We start from the raw sequence: 12,934 nt of genomic DNA, 5'->3' as shown, positions 1-12,934 counted from the left end.
TTCCCCGCGCCCAACACCTCCCGTACAATCCCCTCCCCCATCACCCATACGGGGCGGCCGTCCGGAGGTATGCCAGAGGCTGGGTGAGGGTCGGCGCCTGCGGGCGGGGGTTACGCCCCGCTCCCGGGAGGCTTCGGGGCACCGCCCCTCTCAGGACAAGGCGCGGGGAACCCCTCTCCCGGATGGGAGAGGGGCAGGGGTGAGGGCCCGCCGCCGGCTGTTGAGGCAAAGCGGTGGCCGCTGCACCTTCTCCGGAAACGGCAGGCCCTCATCCGGCGCTCCGCGCCACCTTCTCCCATCCGGGAGAAGGCAAGAGGCGTCGCGTTTCCCCCGCCATCCCGTCATGCTCGGGCTTGTCCCGAGCATCCACGTCTTGCGTCGTGAATTGCAGGCTCCGGCCTGCGAAATGCCGCTCGCTCGGCCGTTCCGGCGTGAAGACGTGGATGGCCGCCACAAGGGCGACCATGACGGGAGCGGTAAACTTGATTGTTGAGGCAAGGCGGTTGCCGCTGCTCCTTCTGCGGCAAGCGCAAACCCTCATCCGGCGCTCCGCGCCACCTTCTCCCATCCGGGAGAAGGCAGGGTCGCGGTTCCCTCGCCTCGCCGCCGAACCTCCGCACCTTGCGCTGCTCCGCTGGCTCAGGCGTGCGCCTCGCGCCAATGCGGATAGGTGACATAGGCGGTCAGGGCGCCCTCCTCCTGCGTGCGGATGGTCACCTTTTCGCCCTTGGGCATGTGGACGATGTCGCCGGGGCCGGCGGCCAGCGTGCCATAAGCCGTCTCGACCGAAAGCCGGCCTTCCAGCACGATCATGACGTCGTCGACCGCCATCGTCTCGGCCAGGCTCTGGCCGGGTCCATAGCGGCCATAGCCGATGGTGATCGGCCCGCCATGGCGCTCGTCGACGAGATTGCCGACGAAGATGTCGCCCTCCTGTCCGGGAGAGCGTTCCAGCGACGCGTCGCTGAGGGTGAACCTGCGGACCTTCATCATCGTCTCCATGCTGTGCCTGGTGCATGGACTACGAAGAGGCGGCGGGGTTGTTCCCCGGGGGTGGGCCTAGGGTGGGCGCGGGAGCCGCGACGGAGAACCCCTCTCCTGTAAGGAGAGGGGCAGGGGTGAGGTGTTCGGGAGGGAGATCGCAAGCCGCAACGATGCCACGGTGAGCCCTCGCGGAACTGGTCTAATGGCCTACACCTCACCCTGCCCTCTGCTTACAGGAGAGGGTTTGCCGTTCCGGTTCCGCAACATTCCAGGACACGCGCTGAAATCTTATCCCCGCCGCCAAAACCTCCCGTATGATCCCCTCGCCCATCACCCATACGGGGCGGCCGTCCGGAGGTATGCCAGAGGCTGGGTGAGGGTCGGCGCCTGCGGGCGGGGGTTACGCCCTGCTCCCGGGAGGCTTCGGGGCACCGCCCTGGGGACACTACGATCCCTGTGCGAGGAGCTCGCTAGATGAAGCGGCTGCAGCGGCCGCCGTGATGGCCCGAGGGAGCGACGACCCGAAGAGGGGACCTGGCTTCCAATGGCATCGCGGCACGGCCAGCAGCCGGCTTCGCAGAAGCGCGGCCCGGAGCTTTAAAATCGCCGAAGGCGGAGCGCCACGGGGCGTGCGGATGAGGCTTCATCCGCGCCGCTTCCTGGCTCAACGGAAGCGGATCTCACGACGCGCCTCGCGGCGCTCCGCCAGCCCCGTATTCTGAAGCGCCCGCAGGCAGCCTGCGGGCGGGGTTTGGCGCGTGGGTGACGGAGGGGCGCGGGAAGCGCGACGGAGAACTCCTCCAGCCGCTACCGCCTCCCAGCGGGCATTCGCAAAAGCCGCTGCTCACCAGGCGAGCCGCGGGCTCGTCGGCGCACGCCGATTTCCTGCCCTGGGCCAATTTGCCGCCCCAAACCTGCCATGCCCCTAACTCGCCATTAACCACAATTGGTCAATTGGTCGGATCGGCAGTGGCTTCGCGCAGGCTGAACCTGTGCGGGTGCGAGGGTGGCAAACCATGCGGCTGATCGTCGGCGCAATCATCGTCTTCGTCTGCGTCTTCGGCAGTTTCGCGGCCATGGGCGGCCACCTCGAGGTCCTCTGGCAGCCGTTCGAGTTCGTCATCATCCTCGGCGCAGCGATCGGTGCCTTCATCATCGGCAATCCCGCGCCGGTCCTCAAGGCCGTGCCGTCCATGCTCGGCACGATCGTGAAGGGCCCCAAATACACGCAGGAATGCTATGTCGAACTGCTGGGGATGCAGTACTCATTGTACAAGCTCGTCAGGCAGAAGGGCATGCTCGCGGTCGAGGAGCACATTGAGAATCCGAGCGGCTCGACGCTGTTCAATGCCTTCCCGACGTTTGCGGCGAACCATCATGCGGTCGAGTTCGTCTGCGACTACATGCGCATGTTGACGCTGGGCGCCAACAACGTCCACGAGATCGACGCGCTCATGGACGAGGAACTGGAGACGCACCACCAGGAGCAGGAGCGTCTCGTTTCGGCCATGCAGTCGATCGCCGACGGAACACCGGCGCTCGGCATCGTCGCCGCCGTGCTCGGCGTGATCAAGACGATGGGGGCGATCAAGGAGCCGCCGGAGGTGCTGGGACACCTGATCGGCGGCGCGCTCGTCGGCACCTTCTTCGGCGTCTTCGTCGCCTATGGCTTCTTCGCGCCGATGGCGGCGTCGCTCAAGAGCACCTTCGAGGCGGAAGCCAAATACTTCCTGTCGCTCAAGGCGGGTCTGCTCGCCCATATCAGCGGCCAGCCGCCGGTGATGGCGGTCGAATTTGCCCGCAAGGCTCTGATGAGCGAGGTTCGCCCGACCTTCAACGAAGTGGAAGCGGCAACCGCCAAACTGTCCGGCTAGATCCGGCCCAATCTCCAGCAGGGACCCGATGACCAAGCCCGCCCAGCAGATTATCGTCAAGAAGGTCAAGAAGGCCGCCCATGCACACCATGGCGGCGCCTGGAAGATCGCCTATGCGGACTTCGTGACCGCCATGATGGCGTTCTTTCTGCTGATGTGGCTGATCAGCATGACGACGCAGGAGCAGAAGGAAGGCTTGGCGGAGTATTTCGCACCGGGGGCTGTGAGTCCCAGCACCAGCGGCGCTGGCGGCATGCTGTGGGGTAGCGCCCTCGACAAATCAGGCAGCAAGCCGTTGACGCCGCGCGAGGTGGCGATGGGCACCACCAAGCAGGAGGACAAGGCGCGCCAGGCCAACTCTGGCGCCGCCGACCGCGACGTCAACCGCACGGCTGCCGCCCAGCAGGCCAACCACAGCGCGATAGCCAGCCTCCGGCAGACGCTCCAGAGCATGCCCGAAATTGCCGATCTGTCGCGCAACATCGTGATCGAGCCGACCAAGGAGGGGCTGGATGTCGCCCTCATGGACGAGTCCGGCCGCTCCATGTTCCCCGAGGGCTCGGTCCAACCCTATCCGAGCACCCGTCGCGTGCTGGAGACGCTCGCTCCCACTCTGCGCCGCCTGCCCAACCGCCTGGCGATCACCGGCCACACCTCCGCCGCGCGCCCGGGCTCGACGGTAGGCGCCGAGCCCTGGAGCCTGACCACCGGGCGCGCGCTCGCCGTCCGCGAGATCCTGTCCGGCGCAGGGTTCCCCAACGACCGCTTCGCTTCCGTGGTGGGGCGCGCCGACACCGAGCCGGTCTTCCCCGACAATCCCTACATCGCGCCAAACCGGCGGGTGAGGATCACGCTGCTCAGTGAAGAGCCGCCATTGCCCCCGAACCACTTTCGCTGAACACATCGCCTCCCCGCGGCGCCTTCGCCTGCCTTGGCGCGCAGAGACGGAAGCTGCCCGCGCCCTTCCGTCGCACGGCATTGTGAGGGTCTTGTTTACGCCTTGTTAAACCGCTCTTGGACATCCCTGCGATGCAAACAGGAGATGACCCGATGATCAGACTGGCCCCTCTCGCGGCGCTCAGCCTTCTTTCGGCCACAGCCTCGGCTTTCGCCGCGCCGGCCCAGCCACTCGGCCAGTTCAAGCAGTGGAACGCGGCCGCCTATGACGGCGATAGAGGCAAGCGTTGCTATATCGTCTCCTCGCCGAATGCCGAGACACCTGCGACCTTGCGTCATGGCGACGTGTTCTTCTTCGTGCAGACCGCACCGAATGCGCAGGCCCGCACCGAGTCGAGCTTCCAGACCGGCTATGATTTCGCCAAGGATTCGACCGTCACCGTGACGATCGGCGACGACACCTTCCGCATGTTGACCTCAGGCAACAATGCCTGGCTGCAGCGGCTGGAGCGCGAGGGCGAACTGCTCGCGGCGATGAAGGCCGGCGACGAGATGGTGCTGGCGGCGCGCTCGGCCCGCGGCAACGAGACCAGCTACACCTTCTCGCTCGAAGGCGTGACCGCAGCGTCAAGGCTGCTGGAGCGCTGCAGCTGACGACGCCTTGCCGTCATGGTCGGGCTTGTCCCGACCAGCCACCTCTTCCCTTGTGAAGCGTGGCGTCCAAGACGTGGATGCTCGGCACAAGGCCGAGCATGACGCGGCGAGTTAGAGCACGCCGTGGCGCTCGAAAACCGAACGCAGGCTGTTCCCGGCGAGCAGCTCCTCGCGGGTCGAGTCCTCGGCCTCGATCTTGGCCAGCGCCAGCCGGATCGCCTCGGGCGCGATGGCGCGGGGCACGATGACGACGCCGTCGACGTCGCCGAAGACGAAGTCGCCCGGCGCGACGCGGGCGCCGCCCAGTTCGACCGGCTCGTCGGCGGCCATCATCTCGGCCCGGCCCTTGGTGTCGAGCGGGCCGATGCCGCCATGGAAGACCGGGAAGCCGAGCTCGCGGATGCGGCGGACATCGCGCACCAGCCCGTCGGTGAGGCAGCCGGCGGCGCCTCGCACCGCCGAGGCGGTGGTGAGCAGCTCACCCCAGGGCGCAATCCGGTCGGTCGGCCCGTCGCAGGCGAGCACGGGGATCTCACCGGGTTTGAGGCTGTCGATCAGGTCCATCTCGAGGGCGTAAGGATTGTGCCCGACCGGGAGGTGGTAGCGTTTCATGTAGAGGCCGGTGCGGGCGAAGCCGCAGAGTATGCTGGCCTCGTCGAGCGGCCGCACGAAGGGCTTCACCGCCTGGTCGGGATGACCGAGCTCGTCGAGCACATCGGAGAGCACTGCCGAATAGAGCCGGCCCTTCAGCCCGGCGAGATCGAGTTCCCTGGCCAGATCCGGCATGTACTTCCCCTCTCCTATAATAGAGGGGAAAGCTTCCGGGCGCGCCGGCGGCGGGTCAAGCCGTGGCCGCTGCGTGGGATGGAACAGCGCCGCCGGTCAGGTGCGCGGCGCGAGGATCGCGGCCCGGAGCAGCAGATAGAGCAGCAGCCCGTTCAGCAGGTGCCAGCCCCAGTGCAGGCCGAATGGAACCGCTCCGCAGAGCACCGAATCGAGCGAACGGAAGCTCAGCGATGCAGCGAAGGCGAGGCCGGCGACGGCTATGCGCGTTCCTGTGGCGCCATCACCCCGCAGCCTTGCCGCCAGCGCGACGCCGGCGAGGCCGATCAGGAAGCCGGCATAGCCGGCCGAACCGCGCATGCCGGCGGGCAGCAGCGGCGAGAGCACCGAAGCCAGGCCGAAGCAGGCGGCGAGAAAGAGCAGCGCCCCAACCGCAGCAGCCAACGGAGACAGACCCAGGAACCGGTTGAGTGCCAGGCCGAAATAACAGAGCGCGAAGAGCTGGATCGGCACGACATCGGCCAGCAATGTCCAGCGCTGCGGCATGGTGTGGAATAGGAAGGAGCCGACGCCGATGACCGCGACCAGCGCCGTCAGCCCCTCGACAGGCCAATCGCGATGCCGCTGCCGGTGCAGCAGCGGGAAGGCCAGCAGCGCCGCCAGCAGGAAGGCGACATTGCTGACCGCATTGAGCGGCTCGGCCCAGAAGGCGCCGTCGAGCCGTTCGCAATAACTCGAGCCCTGCATGCCCTGCCCCGCACCTGTCCAGATCGCCGAATCACGCCCCTGACGTCGTGTGCGACCATGACATCCGTCGGCAAAACCGGCGTGACTGTTGCCGAATCCACCCATGGTGAACAGAGCGTTACGCGGCCCTTCAGCCCGGCAACCAATGCTGCAGTGCAAATCGCATGGCGGAGCGTGGCGGTTCTGCACGAAATCGCGGCACCCAGTAGGGCGCCGCGAATGCACGCTCCAGGTCGCCTAAAAATTAGGCCAAATTTTCATTGTTCTGACAAAATCGTTAAGCGCTCTGCGCGGGTCTGGAGCCGTTTCCAAACGATCTCTTAATTCGCCATGCATCAAAAGCATAACGGAACTGATGCCACGCCACTGTGAGAAGCACGCTGACCTCTCTATATGCAGTGCACAACGAATTCATCGCTGTCGGGGCCCAAGCCCCGCAAAACCAAAAGGTTATCACCATGTTCCTGTCCATGATCGCTTCCAAGATCCGCGCCTATCTTCGCTATCGCGAGACCGTCCGCGAGCTGTCCCGCCTCACCGACCGTGAGCTCGACGACCTCGGCCTGTCGCGCTCGGACATCCAGTACGTCGCCCGCACCCACGCGACGGCCTGATTTCAAACCTCTCAGGTTTGACGAGTAGTTTCTCCTAGACCCCGCGTTCCTCCCCTCAGGGTCTGGTCGAAGAGCGAATGCCCGCTTCCGAGCGGGCATTTTGCGTTTCTGAGCTCTGATTCGTCCCAACGCCCTTGACCTCGGACGCTGCCGCGGACACATCGCGGCCATGACAGCATCCAGCACAATCGCACCCATCCATGTCGTCGGCGGCGGCCTCGCCGGTTCGGAAGCCGCCTGGCAGATCGCCGAGGCCGGCGTTCCCGTCGTCCTGCACGAAATGCGCCCGGTGCGCGGCACCGACGCCCACAAGACCGAAGGCCTCGCCGAGCTGGTCTGCTCCAACTCCTTCCGCTCGGACGATTCGTCCTCCAACGCCGTCGGCCAGCTGCATTGGGAGATGCGCCGGCTCGGCTCGCTGATCATGAGCAAGGGCGACGCGCACCAGGTTCCCGCGGGCGGCGCGCTCGCGGTCGACCGCGACGGTTTCTCCGCGGCCGTCACCGCGGCGCTCGAAGCCCATCCCAATGTCACCATTGAACGCGGCGAGATCGCCGGGCTGCCGCCGGCCGAATGGGACAAGGTCATCGTCGCGACCGGCCCTCTGACCTCGCCGTCGCTGGCCGAGGGCATCCGCTCGCTCACGGGAGCGGGCGAACTCGCCTTCTTCGATGCGATCGCACCGATCGTCCATTTCGATTCGGTCGACATGGACGTCGCATGGTTCCAGTCGCGCTACGACAAGGCTGGCCCGGGCGGCACCGGCGCGGACTACATCAACTGCCCGCTCGACCGCGACCAGTACGAGGCCTTCATCGACGCTCTGCTCGCAGCCGAGAAGACCGAGTTCAAGGAATGGGAGGGCACGCCCTATTTCGATGGCTGCCTGCCGATCGAGGTGATGGCCGAGCGCGGCCGCGAGACGCTGCGCTGGGGGCCGATGAAGCCGGTCGGGCTGACCAACAAGCACAATCCGACGGTGAAGGCCTATGCCGTGGTCCAGTTGCGCCAGGACAATGCACTGGGCACGCTGTTCAACATGACGGGGTTCCAGACCAAGCTGAAATATGGCGAGCAGGCTGCGATCTTCCGGATGATCCCGGGACTTGAGAATGCCGAGTTCGCCCGGCTCGGCGGCATCCACCGCAACACCTATCTCAACTCGCCAGAGCTGCTCGACCCACAACTGCGCTTGAAGGCCGACCCACGCCTGCGCTTCGCCGGGCAGATCACCGGCTGCGAGGGCTATGTCGAGAGCGCCGCGATCGGCCTGCTAACGGGGCGGCTCGCTGCGGCCGAGCGGCTCGGTAAACCGCTCGAACTGCCGCCGGCGACGACCGCGCTCGGGGCGCTGGTCAACCACATCACCGGCGGGCACATCGTCACCATCGACGAGGGGCCGCGTTCCTTCCAGCCGATGAACATCAATTTCGGCCTGTTCCCGCATATCGAGGGCGTGGCGACGACGGGGCCGGACGGCAAGCGCCTGAAAGGCCCGGCCAAGAGCGTCGCCCGCAAGCAAGCGCTGACCGCGAGGGCGAAGGTCGCGCTGGATGGTTGGGTTAGCGGTGTGAGCGCACAGGCGGCGGAGTGATCCGCGAGATCCCCTCTCCTGGAAGGAGAGGGGTGGGGGTGAGGTGTTCGGAGCGGAAACGTTGGCCGGAACCTCACTGCGCAATCAGGTCCCGCGGAACTGGTCCGATCTCCTACACCTCACCCTGCCCTCTCCTTACAGGAGAGGGTTCCCCGCGCTCTATTCTTGACCCGTGAGGTCTACGCCCGCGCCGCGCGCCACAGCGTCCATTGCCGCTTGAGCGGCGAGAGGCCGATGATCGTCCGGTAGGGGTCGTAGCCTCGCCGCTCCATCTGCTTGAGATAGGGCTCGACCAGCGCGACGGGCAGAAAGGCCGGCCGGATCGCCGCCGGCACGGTGGCGCTGAGGTCGTTGAGCTTGCGCAGGTGGATACGCGCCAGCGCCCGCATCTCCTTCAACGAATAGATCAGGCCCGGCCCGCCACGGCCGCGCACGATGTCCTCGCGGGTGACACCATTGCGGCTGAGAAGGTCGGCCGGCAGATAGACCTGGCCGCGCGCCGCATGCCAGGGGAAGGCGCGCATCAGCCCGGCGAGCGCATAGGCGACGCCGGCATGGCCGGCAGCAGTCGCGCCACCGGGATCGCGGCCTTGCCCGAGCACCAGGCAGGCGAGCCGGATCAGCGCGCTCGAGGTTTCGCCGGCATAACCTTCGAGATCGGAGAGCGCGGGCATCGGATCGTCATAGAGATCAAAGACGCGCGCCTCGATCAGGCCCGAGAGCGGAGCGATCGGCAGGCGAAAACGCCTGACGGTGTCGAGCAAGGCCTGCGCGACCGGATGGCCCGGCGCGGGCGCATCCGGACCAGCTTCCAGCACGTCGCGCCACCATTGCAGGCGGACCTCGCCGGGCAGCGGCTCGCTGACCTGCTCGCGCACGCGGGCGATCTCGTGGCTGAAGGCATAGAGCGCGAACAGGCCGGGCCTGAGCGCCTCGGGCGCATAGAGCGAGGCGATGTAGCGATCGGGATCGTGCTCGCGCACCAGCGCCAGGCAATGGCCATAGGCCTGGGAGAGCGGGCCCGGCGCAGTGCCGGCGCGGTCCTCGGTTTTCGTGGTCATGCACCCTCCCCGCTCCCGCCGCCACGCAGGTCGAAGCGTCGGCAGTCTAGGCCGGGTCGGCTGGCTTGGCTACGCGGGAGCGGCATGGCTGGTTGCATTTGATCGATACCCGTCATTGCGAGGAGCAAAGCGACGAAGCAATCCAGGGGAACGTCGAGCGCTGCCGCCTGTGGATTGCTTCGCTGCGCTCGCAATGACGGGTCTGTCTCACTCAACCGCGATCAGCGCCGCGGCGACACGCCGCTCCTCGCCGACCAGGACGTTGTAGGTGCGCGCGGCGGCAGGCGTCGCCATCGCCTCGACGGTAATGCCCGCGGCCTTGAACGGATCGCGCAGCGCGGGCGGCAGGAAGGCGATGTCGTGGCCAATGCCGAGGATCAGAAAATCGATCGTCTCGGCTTCGTCCAGGACGGGCTGAAGGCTCTCCAGCGTCACCTCGGCGAAGGAGGTGACCGGCCAGATCCGGATGCCGGAGGGTGTCGCGAGGATCGAGCCGCGATGGCTCATATCGGCAAAGCGGAAGCCCCCGGCACCGAAGGCGTCGAGCTGGTAGCGACCCGGGACGAAGCCGTCGAAGCGCTGCGCCACCAACCCTCAGACCCGCGCCTTGGCCTCGGCCAGTTCCTCGCTCTGGTCGAGGCGGCCGGCGCGGACGTCGAGATAGAGCAGCACCGGCGTCGAGACGAACATCGCCGAATAGGTGCAGACCATCACACCGAACAGCATGACGAGCGCGAAGCCCTCGATCGCCGTGCCGCCGAAGAAGACCAACGCGACCAGCGCGAGAATGGTTGTGGTCGAGGTGATCGCGGTGCGCGACAGGGTCGAATTGACGGATAGGTCGAGCAATTCCGGGATCGGCATTGTCTTGTAGCGGCGCAGCAGTTCGCGCGTGCGGTCGAACACCACGACCGTCTCGTTCAGCGAGTAGCCGACGATGGTCAGGATCGCCGCGATCGAGGTCAGGTTGAACTCGAGCTGCGTGATCAGGAAGAAGCCCATGGTCAGCACGATGTCGTGCATGGTGCCGACGATCGCGCCGATGGCGAGCTGCATCTCGAAGCGGAACCAGAGATAGACCAGCACGCCGACGATCGCGAGCACGACACCGAGCGTGCCGGCCTGAACCAGCTCGCCCGAGACGCGCGGGCCGACCGTCTCGACGCGGCGGAACTCGTAATTGGCCGAGAAGGCTTCGCGCGCCTTGGTCACCACCGCCTGCTGCGCGATCTCGCCGCCGGGCTGCAGCGCAAAGCGCATGGAGAGGTCGCCGGCACTGCCGAATTCCTGGACCTCGACCTCACCGAAGCCGAAGCTGTTGGCGGTCTGGCGAACCTGGGCGATATCGGGCTTGCCGCTCTTGGCCTGCATCTCCATCAGCGTGCCGCCGCGGAAATCGATGCCGAAATTGAGGCCGACCGTCAGGAACAGGACCAGCACCAGCACGGAATAGGCGGCCGAAAACGGATAGGCGAGCCGCCGCCAGTGGACGATGCGGAACTTGGTATTGTCGGGAACGATGCGAAGCAGGCGCATGGTTTTTCTCTAACTCCTGGCCTGCGGACTCAGAACGGAAGGGCCTTCGGCCGCGCCCAGCGATACCAGAGCGCGATCAGCATGCGCGTCAGCGTCACCGCGGTGATGACCGTGGTCAGGATGCCCAGGATGAAGACGACGGCGAAGCCGCGCACCGGGCCGGAGCCCAGGGCAAACAGGGCGACCGCCGCGATCAGCATGGTGACATTGGAGTCGATGATCGTGGCGAAGGCGCGCTGGAAGCCGGCCTCGAGCGCCGAGACCAGCGATCTGCCCAGATGCGATTCCTCGCGCATGCGTTCGTAGATCAGCACGTTCGAATCGACCGCTGTGCCGATGGTGAGGACGATGCCGGCGATGCCGGGCAAGGTCATGGTCGCCCCCAGCAGGGACATCAAGCCCAGGATCAGGCAGACATGGACCAACAGCGCGATGCTGGCGATGATGCCGAACAGCCCGTAATTGCCGATCATGTAGAGGATGACCAGCACGGTTGCGATCACCGTCGCCATCTTGCCGGCCTGGATCGAATCCTGGCCGAGGCCGGGGCCGACGGTGCGCTCCTCGACGATCGTCATCTTCGCCGGCAGCGCGCCGGCGCGCAGCAGGATGGCGAGGTTGTTGACCGCCTCGACGGTGAAGTTGCCGGAAATCTGGCCGGAGCCGCCGGTGATCGGCGACTGGATGACCGGGGCCGAGATCACCTTGTTGTCGAGCACGATGGCGAGCTGGCGGCCGAGATTTTCGGTCGTCGCCTGGCCAAAGCGTTGGGCACCGCGGATGTTGAAGCGGAAATTGACGATCGGCTGGCTGGTGCGCTGATCGAAGGCCGGCTGGGCATCGATCAGGTCCTCGCCCTCGACGATGACCTGCCGGCTGATCGGGATCGGCTGGCCGCCCTGGTCCTGCGAAGGCAGCATGTCGACGTCGCCGGCATTCGCATCCGCGACCATGCGGAACTGGAGCTTGGCGGTCTCGCCGAGGATCTGCTTCAGGCGCTGCGGATCCTGCAGGCCCGGTACCTGGACCAGGATGCGGTCGAGGCCCTGGCGCTGGATGTTCGGCTCGGTGGTGCCGAGCGCGTCGACGCGCCGGCGCAGCACTTCCATCGCCTGCTCGACGGCGCGGCGGATGCGCTCGTTCGCTCCGGCTTCGGTGACGTTGAGCTGGATCAGCCCGTCGGGGTTCTCGGTGACCTCGATCGACTGGTTGCCCGACGGCCCGAAGGCGCCGAAGGTGCCGATCGGCTGGGCGAGCTCGCGGAACTTCGGCATCAGCTTGGCGCGGTCAGCCTGCTCCGGCACGCGCAGCTGCACGCCGCGCGGGGTCAGGCCGATGCCGCCCTGCAGGCCGACACGCTCCTCGCGCAGGATGCGGCGGACATCGTCGCGCAGCTGCGTGACCTGACTGCGGATCAGGTCGGCGCGGTCGATCTCGAGCAGGACGTGCGAGCCGCCCTGCAAATCGAGACCGAGCGTCATCGCATGGATCGGCAGCAGGAAGCGCGGAATCCAAGCCGGCGCGCCCTGCTCGATCGCCTTGCGGGTCTCGGGCGAGAACAGGTTCGGCACGGCGAGCCCGCAGCCGAAGACCAGCACGAGCAGAACGAGAATGACCTTGCGGGCCTGGAGACGAAGCATCTGTATGAACAGCCTTGTTGGCGGGCGCGGGCGCCTTCAGGCCCCGCGCCTCACGGCCTTCAGCTCTTGACCGGCTCGCCCTTGGCGCGCACGTCCGACACCATGCCCTTCAGGATGCGCACGCGCACGCCATCGGCGATCTCGGCCTCGATCTCGGCATCGTCGATCACCTTCGAGACCTTGGCGATGATGCCACCCGAGGTGACGATGGTGTCGCCGCGGCGCACGTTCTTGATCATTTCCTGATGCGTCTTCACCCGCTTCTGCTGCGGCCTGATGATCAGGAACCACATGATGATGAAGATCAGGACGAACGGAACCAGCGACATCAGCACGTCGTTGGTGCCGCCGCCTCCAAGGCCCTGGGCAAAAGCGGGGGTGATCACGGGAAGGCTCCTTCACGTCACCGCCGATTGACGGCCGGCCGGCGCGGGGGGTTGCAAAATCGCGCGGACTATAGCCAGCGATATCGTGAAATCAATCGAAAGCGGCCAGCTTCCCGGCTGCATCCCCCAGCTAAGGTGTCGCTGCCCTGCGCGCAATGGCCTTG

Annotated in this window: 13 protein-coding genes; 5 read left to right on the top strand and 8 right to left on the bottom strand. The window is 66.5% G+C overall.

The window, feature by feature from the left end; translation table 11 throughout:
• Positions 1 to 639: 639 nt before the first annotated feature.
• Entirely contained in the window at positions 640 to 990 is a 351-nt protein-coding gene (locus ACQKLX_RS11350) for an ethanolamine utilization protein (protein ID WP_427361679.1), read from the bottom strand.
• 1,010 nt (positions 991 to 2,000) lie between these two features.
• Between ACQKLX_RS11350 and motA the strand changes: the two genes are divergently transcribed.
• From motA to ACQKLX_RS11335, 3 genes are all read left to right on the top strand, one after another.
• Positions 2,001 to 2,858, top strand: coding sequence for a flagellar motor stator protein MotA (motA, locus tag ACQKLX_RS11345; RefSeq protein WP_427361678.1), 858 nt, complete (start codon positions 2,001 to 2,003; stop codon positions 2,856 to 2,858).
• A 28-nt stretch (positions 2,859 to 2,886) separates the two neighbouring features.
• Entirely contained in the window at positions 2,887 to 3,756 is an 870-nt protein-coding gene (locus tag ACQKLX_RS11340; RefSeq protein ID WP_427361677.1) for a flagellar motor protein MotB, read from the top strand.
• A gap of 152 nt (positions 3,757 to 3,908) precedes the next feature.
• On the top strand, positions 3,909 to 4,409 hold the full coding sequence (locus tag ACQKLX_RS11335; protein WP_427361676.1) for an invasion associated locus B family protein: 501 nt from the start codon (positions 3,909 to 3,911) through the stop codon (positions 4,407 to 4,409).
• 111 nt (positions 4,410 to 4,520) lie between these two features.
• On the opposite strand, the gene ACQKLX_RS11330 is transcribed toward ACQKLX_RS11335, so the two are convergent.
• On the bottom strand, positions 4,521 to 5,195 hold the full coding sequence (locus ACQKLX_RS11330) for an RraA family protein (RefSeq protein ID WP_427361675.1): 675 nt from the start codon (positions 5,193 to 5,195) through the stop codon (positions 4,521 to 4,523).
• A gap of 96 nt (positions 5,196 to 5,291) precedes the next feature.
• Entirely contained in the window at positions 5,292 to 5,939 is a 648-nt protein-coding gene (locus ACQKLX_RS11325; protein ID WP_427361674.1) for a ceramidase domain-containing protein, read from the bottom strand.
• 458 nt (positions 5,940 to 6,397) lie between these two features.
• Here ACQKLX_RS11325 and ACQKLX_RS11320 point away from each other — a divergent pair, with 458 nt between their 5' ends.
• Together ACQKLX_RS11320 and trmFO are read left to right on the top strand one after the other, a co-directional pair.
• Positions 6,398 to 6,553 (top strand): DUF1127 domain-containing protein, encoded by a 156-nt coding sequence (locus ACQKLX_RS11320; protein ID WP_092157112.1) that lies wholly within the window; start codon positions 6,398 to 6,400, stop codon positions 6,551 to 6,553.
• Positions 6,554 to 6,722: 169 nt separating this feature from the next.
• Entirely contained in the window at positions 6,723 to 8,147 is a 1,425-nt protein-coding gene (gene trmFO / locus ACQKLX_RS11315) for a methylenetetrahydrofolate--tRNA-(uracil(54)-C(5))-methyltransferase (FADH(2)-oxidizing) TrmFO (protein ID WP_427361673.1), read from the top strand.
• Positions 8,148 to 8,326: 179 nt separating this feature from the next.
• Here the strand turns inward: trmFO and ACQKLX_RS11310 are convergent, their stop codons facing one another.
• The 5 genes from ACQKLX_RS11310 to yajC all read right to left on the bottom strand — a co-directional run bounded on the left by ACQKLX_RS11310 (position 8,327) and on the right by yajC (position 12,713).
• Positions 8,327 to 9,208 (bottom strand): phytoene/squalene synthase family protein, encoded by an 882-nt coding sequence (locus tag ACQKLX_RS11310; protein ID WP_427361672.1) that lies wholly within the window; start codon positions 9,206 to 9,208, stop codon positions 8,327 to 8,329.
• A gap of 207 nt (positions 9,209 to 9,415) precedes the next feature.
• Entirely contained in the window at positions 9,416 to 9,796 is a 381-nt protein-coding gene (locus tag ACQKLX_RS11305; RefSeq protein WP_427361671.1) for an Mth938-like domain-containing protein, read from the bottom strand.
• Positions 9,797 to 9,802: 6 nt separating this feature from the next.
• Positions 9,803 to 10,744: a protein translocase subunit SecF gene (gene secF / locus ACQKLX_RS11300; RefSeq protein ID WP_427361670.1), complete on the bottom strand. Its 942-nt coding sequence runs from the start codon at positions 10,742 to 10,744 to the stop codon at positions 9,803 to 9,805.
• A 29-nt stretch (positions 10,745 to 10,773) separates the two neighbouring features.
• On the bottom strand, positions 10,774 to 12,384 hold the full coding sequence (gene secD, locus ACQKLX_RS11295; protein ID WP_427361669.1) for a protein translocase subunit SecD: 1,611 nt from the start codon (positions 12,382 to 12,384) through the stop codon (positions 10,774 to 10,776).
• A gap of 59 nt (positions 12,385 to 12,443) precedes the next feature.
• Positions 12,444 to 12,713: a preprotein translocase subunit YajC gene (gene yajC, locus ACQKLX_RS11290; protein ID WP_427361687.1), complete on the bottom strand. Its 270-nt coding sequence runs from the start codon at positions 12,711 to 12,713 to the stop codon at positions 12,444 to 12,446.
• Between the last annotated feature and the right edge of the window lie 221 nt (positions 12,714 to 12,934).

This window comes from Allobosea sp. NPDC003192 (assembly GCF_050275675.1).
Lineage (GTDB): Bacteria > Pseudomonadota > Alphaproteobacteria > Rhizobiales > Beijerinckiaceae > Allobosea.
This window is presented reverse-complemented; position numbering and strand designations above follow the sequence as displayed.

Excerpts from the sequence above, each read along its gene's own strand:
- ACQKLX_RS11330 (WP_427361675.1), bottom strand. The coding sequence starts at position 5,195 with ATGCCGGATCTGGCCAGGGAACTCGATCTCGCCGGGCTGAAGGGCCGG.
- ACQKLX_RS11340 (WP_427361677.1), top strand. The coding sequence starts at position 2,887 with ATGACCAAGCCCGCCCAGCAGATTATCGTCAAGAAGGTCAAGAAGGCC.
- yajC (WP_427361687.1), bottom strand. The coding sequence starts at position 12,713 with ATGTCGCTGGTTCCGTTCGTCCTGATCTTCATCATCATGTGGTTCCTG.
- ACQKLX_RS11335 (WP_427361676.1), top strand. The coding sequence starts at position 3,909 with ATGATCAGACTGGCCCCTCTCGCGGCGCTCAGCCTTCTTTCGGCCACA.
- motA (WP_427361678.1), top strand. The coding sequence starts at position 2,001 with ATGCGGCTGATCGTCGGCGCAATCATCGTCTTCGTCTGCGTCTTCGGC.
- ACQKLX_RS11310 (WP_427361672.1), bottom strand. The coding sequence starts at position 9,208 with ATGACCACGAAAACCGAGGACCGCGCCGGCACTGCGCCGGGCCCGCTC.
- secF (WP_427361670.1), bottom strand. The coding sequence starts at position 10,744 with ATGCGCCTGCTTCGCATCGTTCCCGACAATACCAAGTTCCGCATCGTC.
- ACQKLX_RS11350 (WP_427361679.1), bottom strand. The coding sequence starts at position 990 with ATGAAGGTCCGCAGGTTCACCCTCAGCGACGCGTCGCTGGAACGCTCT.
- secD (WP_427361669.1), bottom strand. The coding sequence starts at position 12,384 with ATGCTTCGTCTCCAGGCCCGCAAGGTCATTCTCGTTCTGCTCGTGCTG.
- trmFO (WP_427361673.1), top strand. The coding sequence starts at position 6,723 with ATGACAGCATCCAGCACAATCGCACCCATCCATGTCGTCGGCGGCGGC.
- ACQKLX_RS11320 (WP_092157112.1), top strand. The coding sequence starts at position 6,398 with ATGTTCCTGTCCATGATCGCTTCCAAGATCCGCGCCTATCTTCGCTAT.
- ACQKLX_RS11325 (WP_427361674.1), bottom strand. The coding sequence starts at position 5,939 with ATGCAGGGCTCGAGTTATTGCGAACGGCTCGACGGCGCCTTCTGGGCC.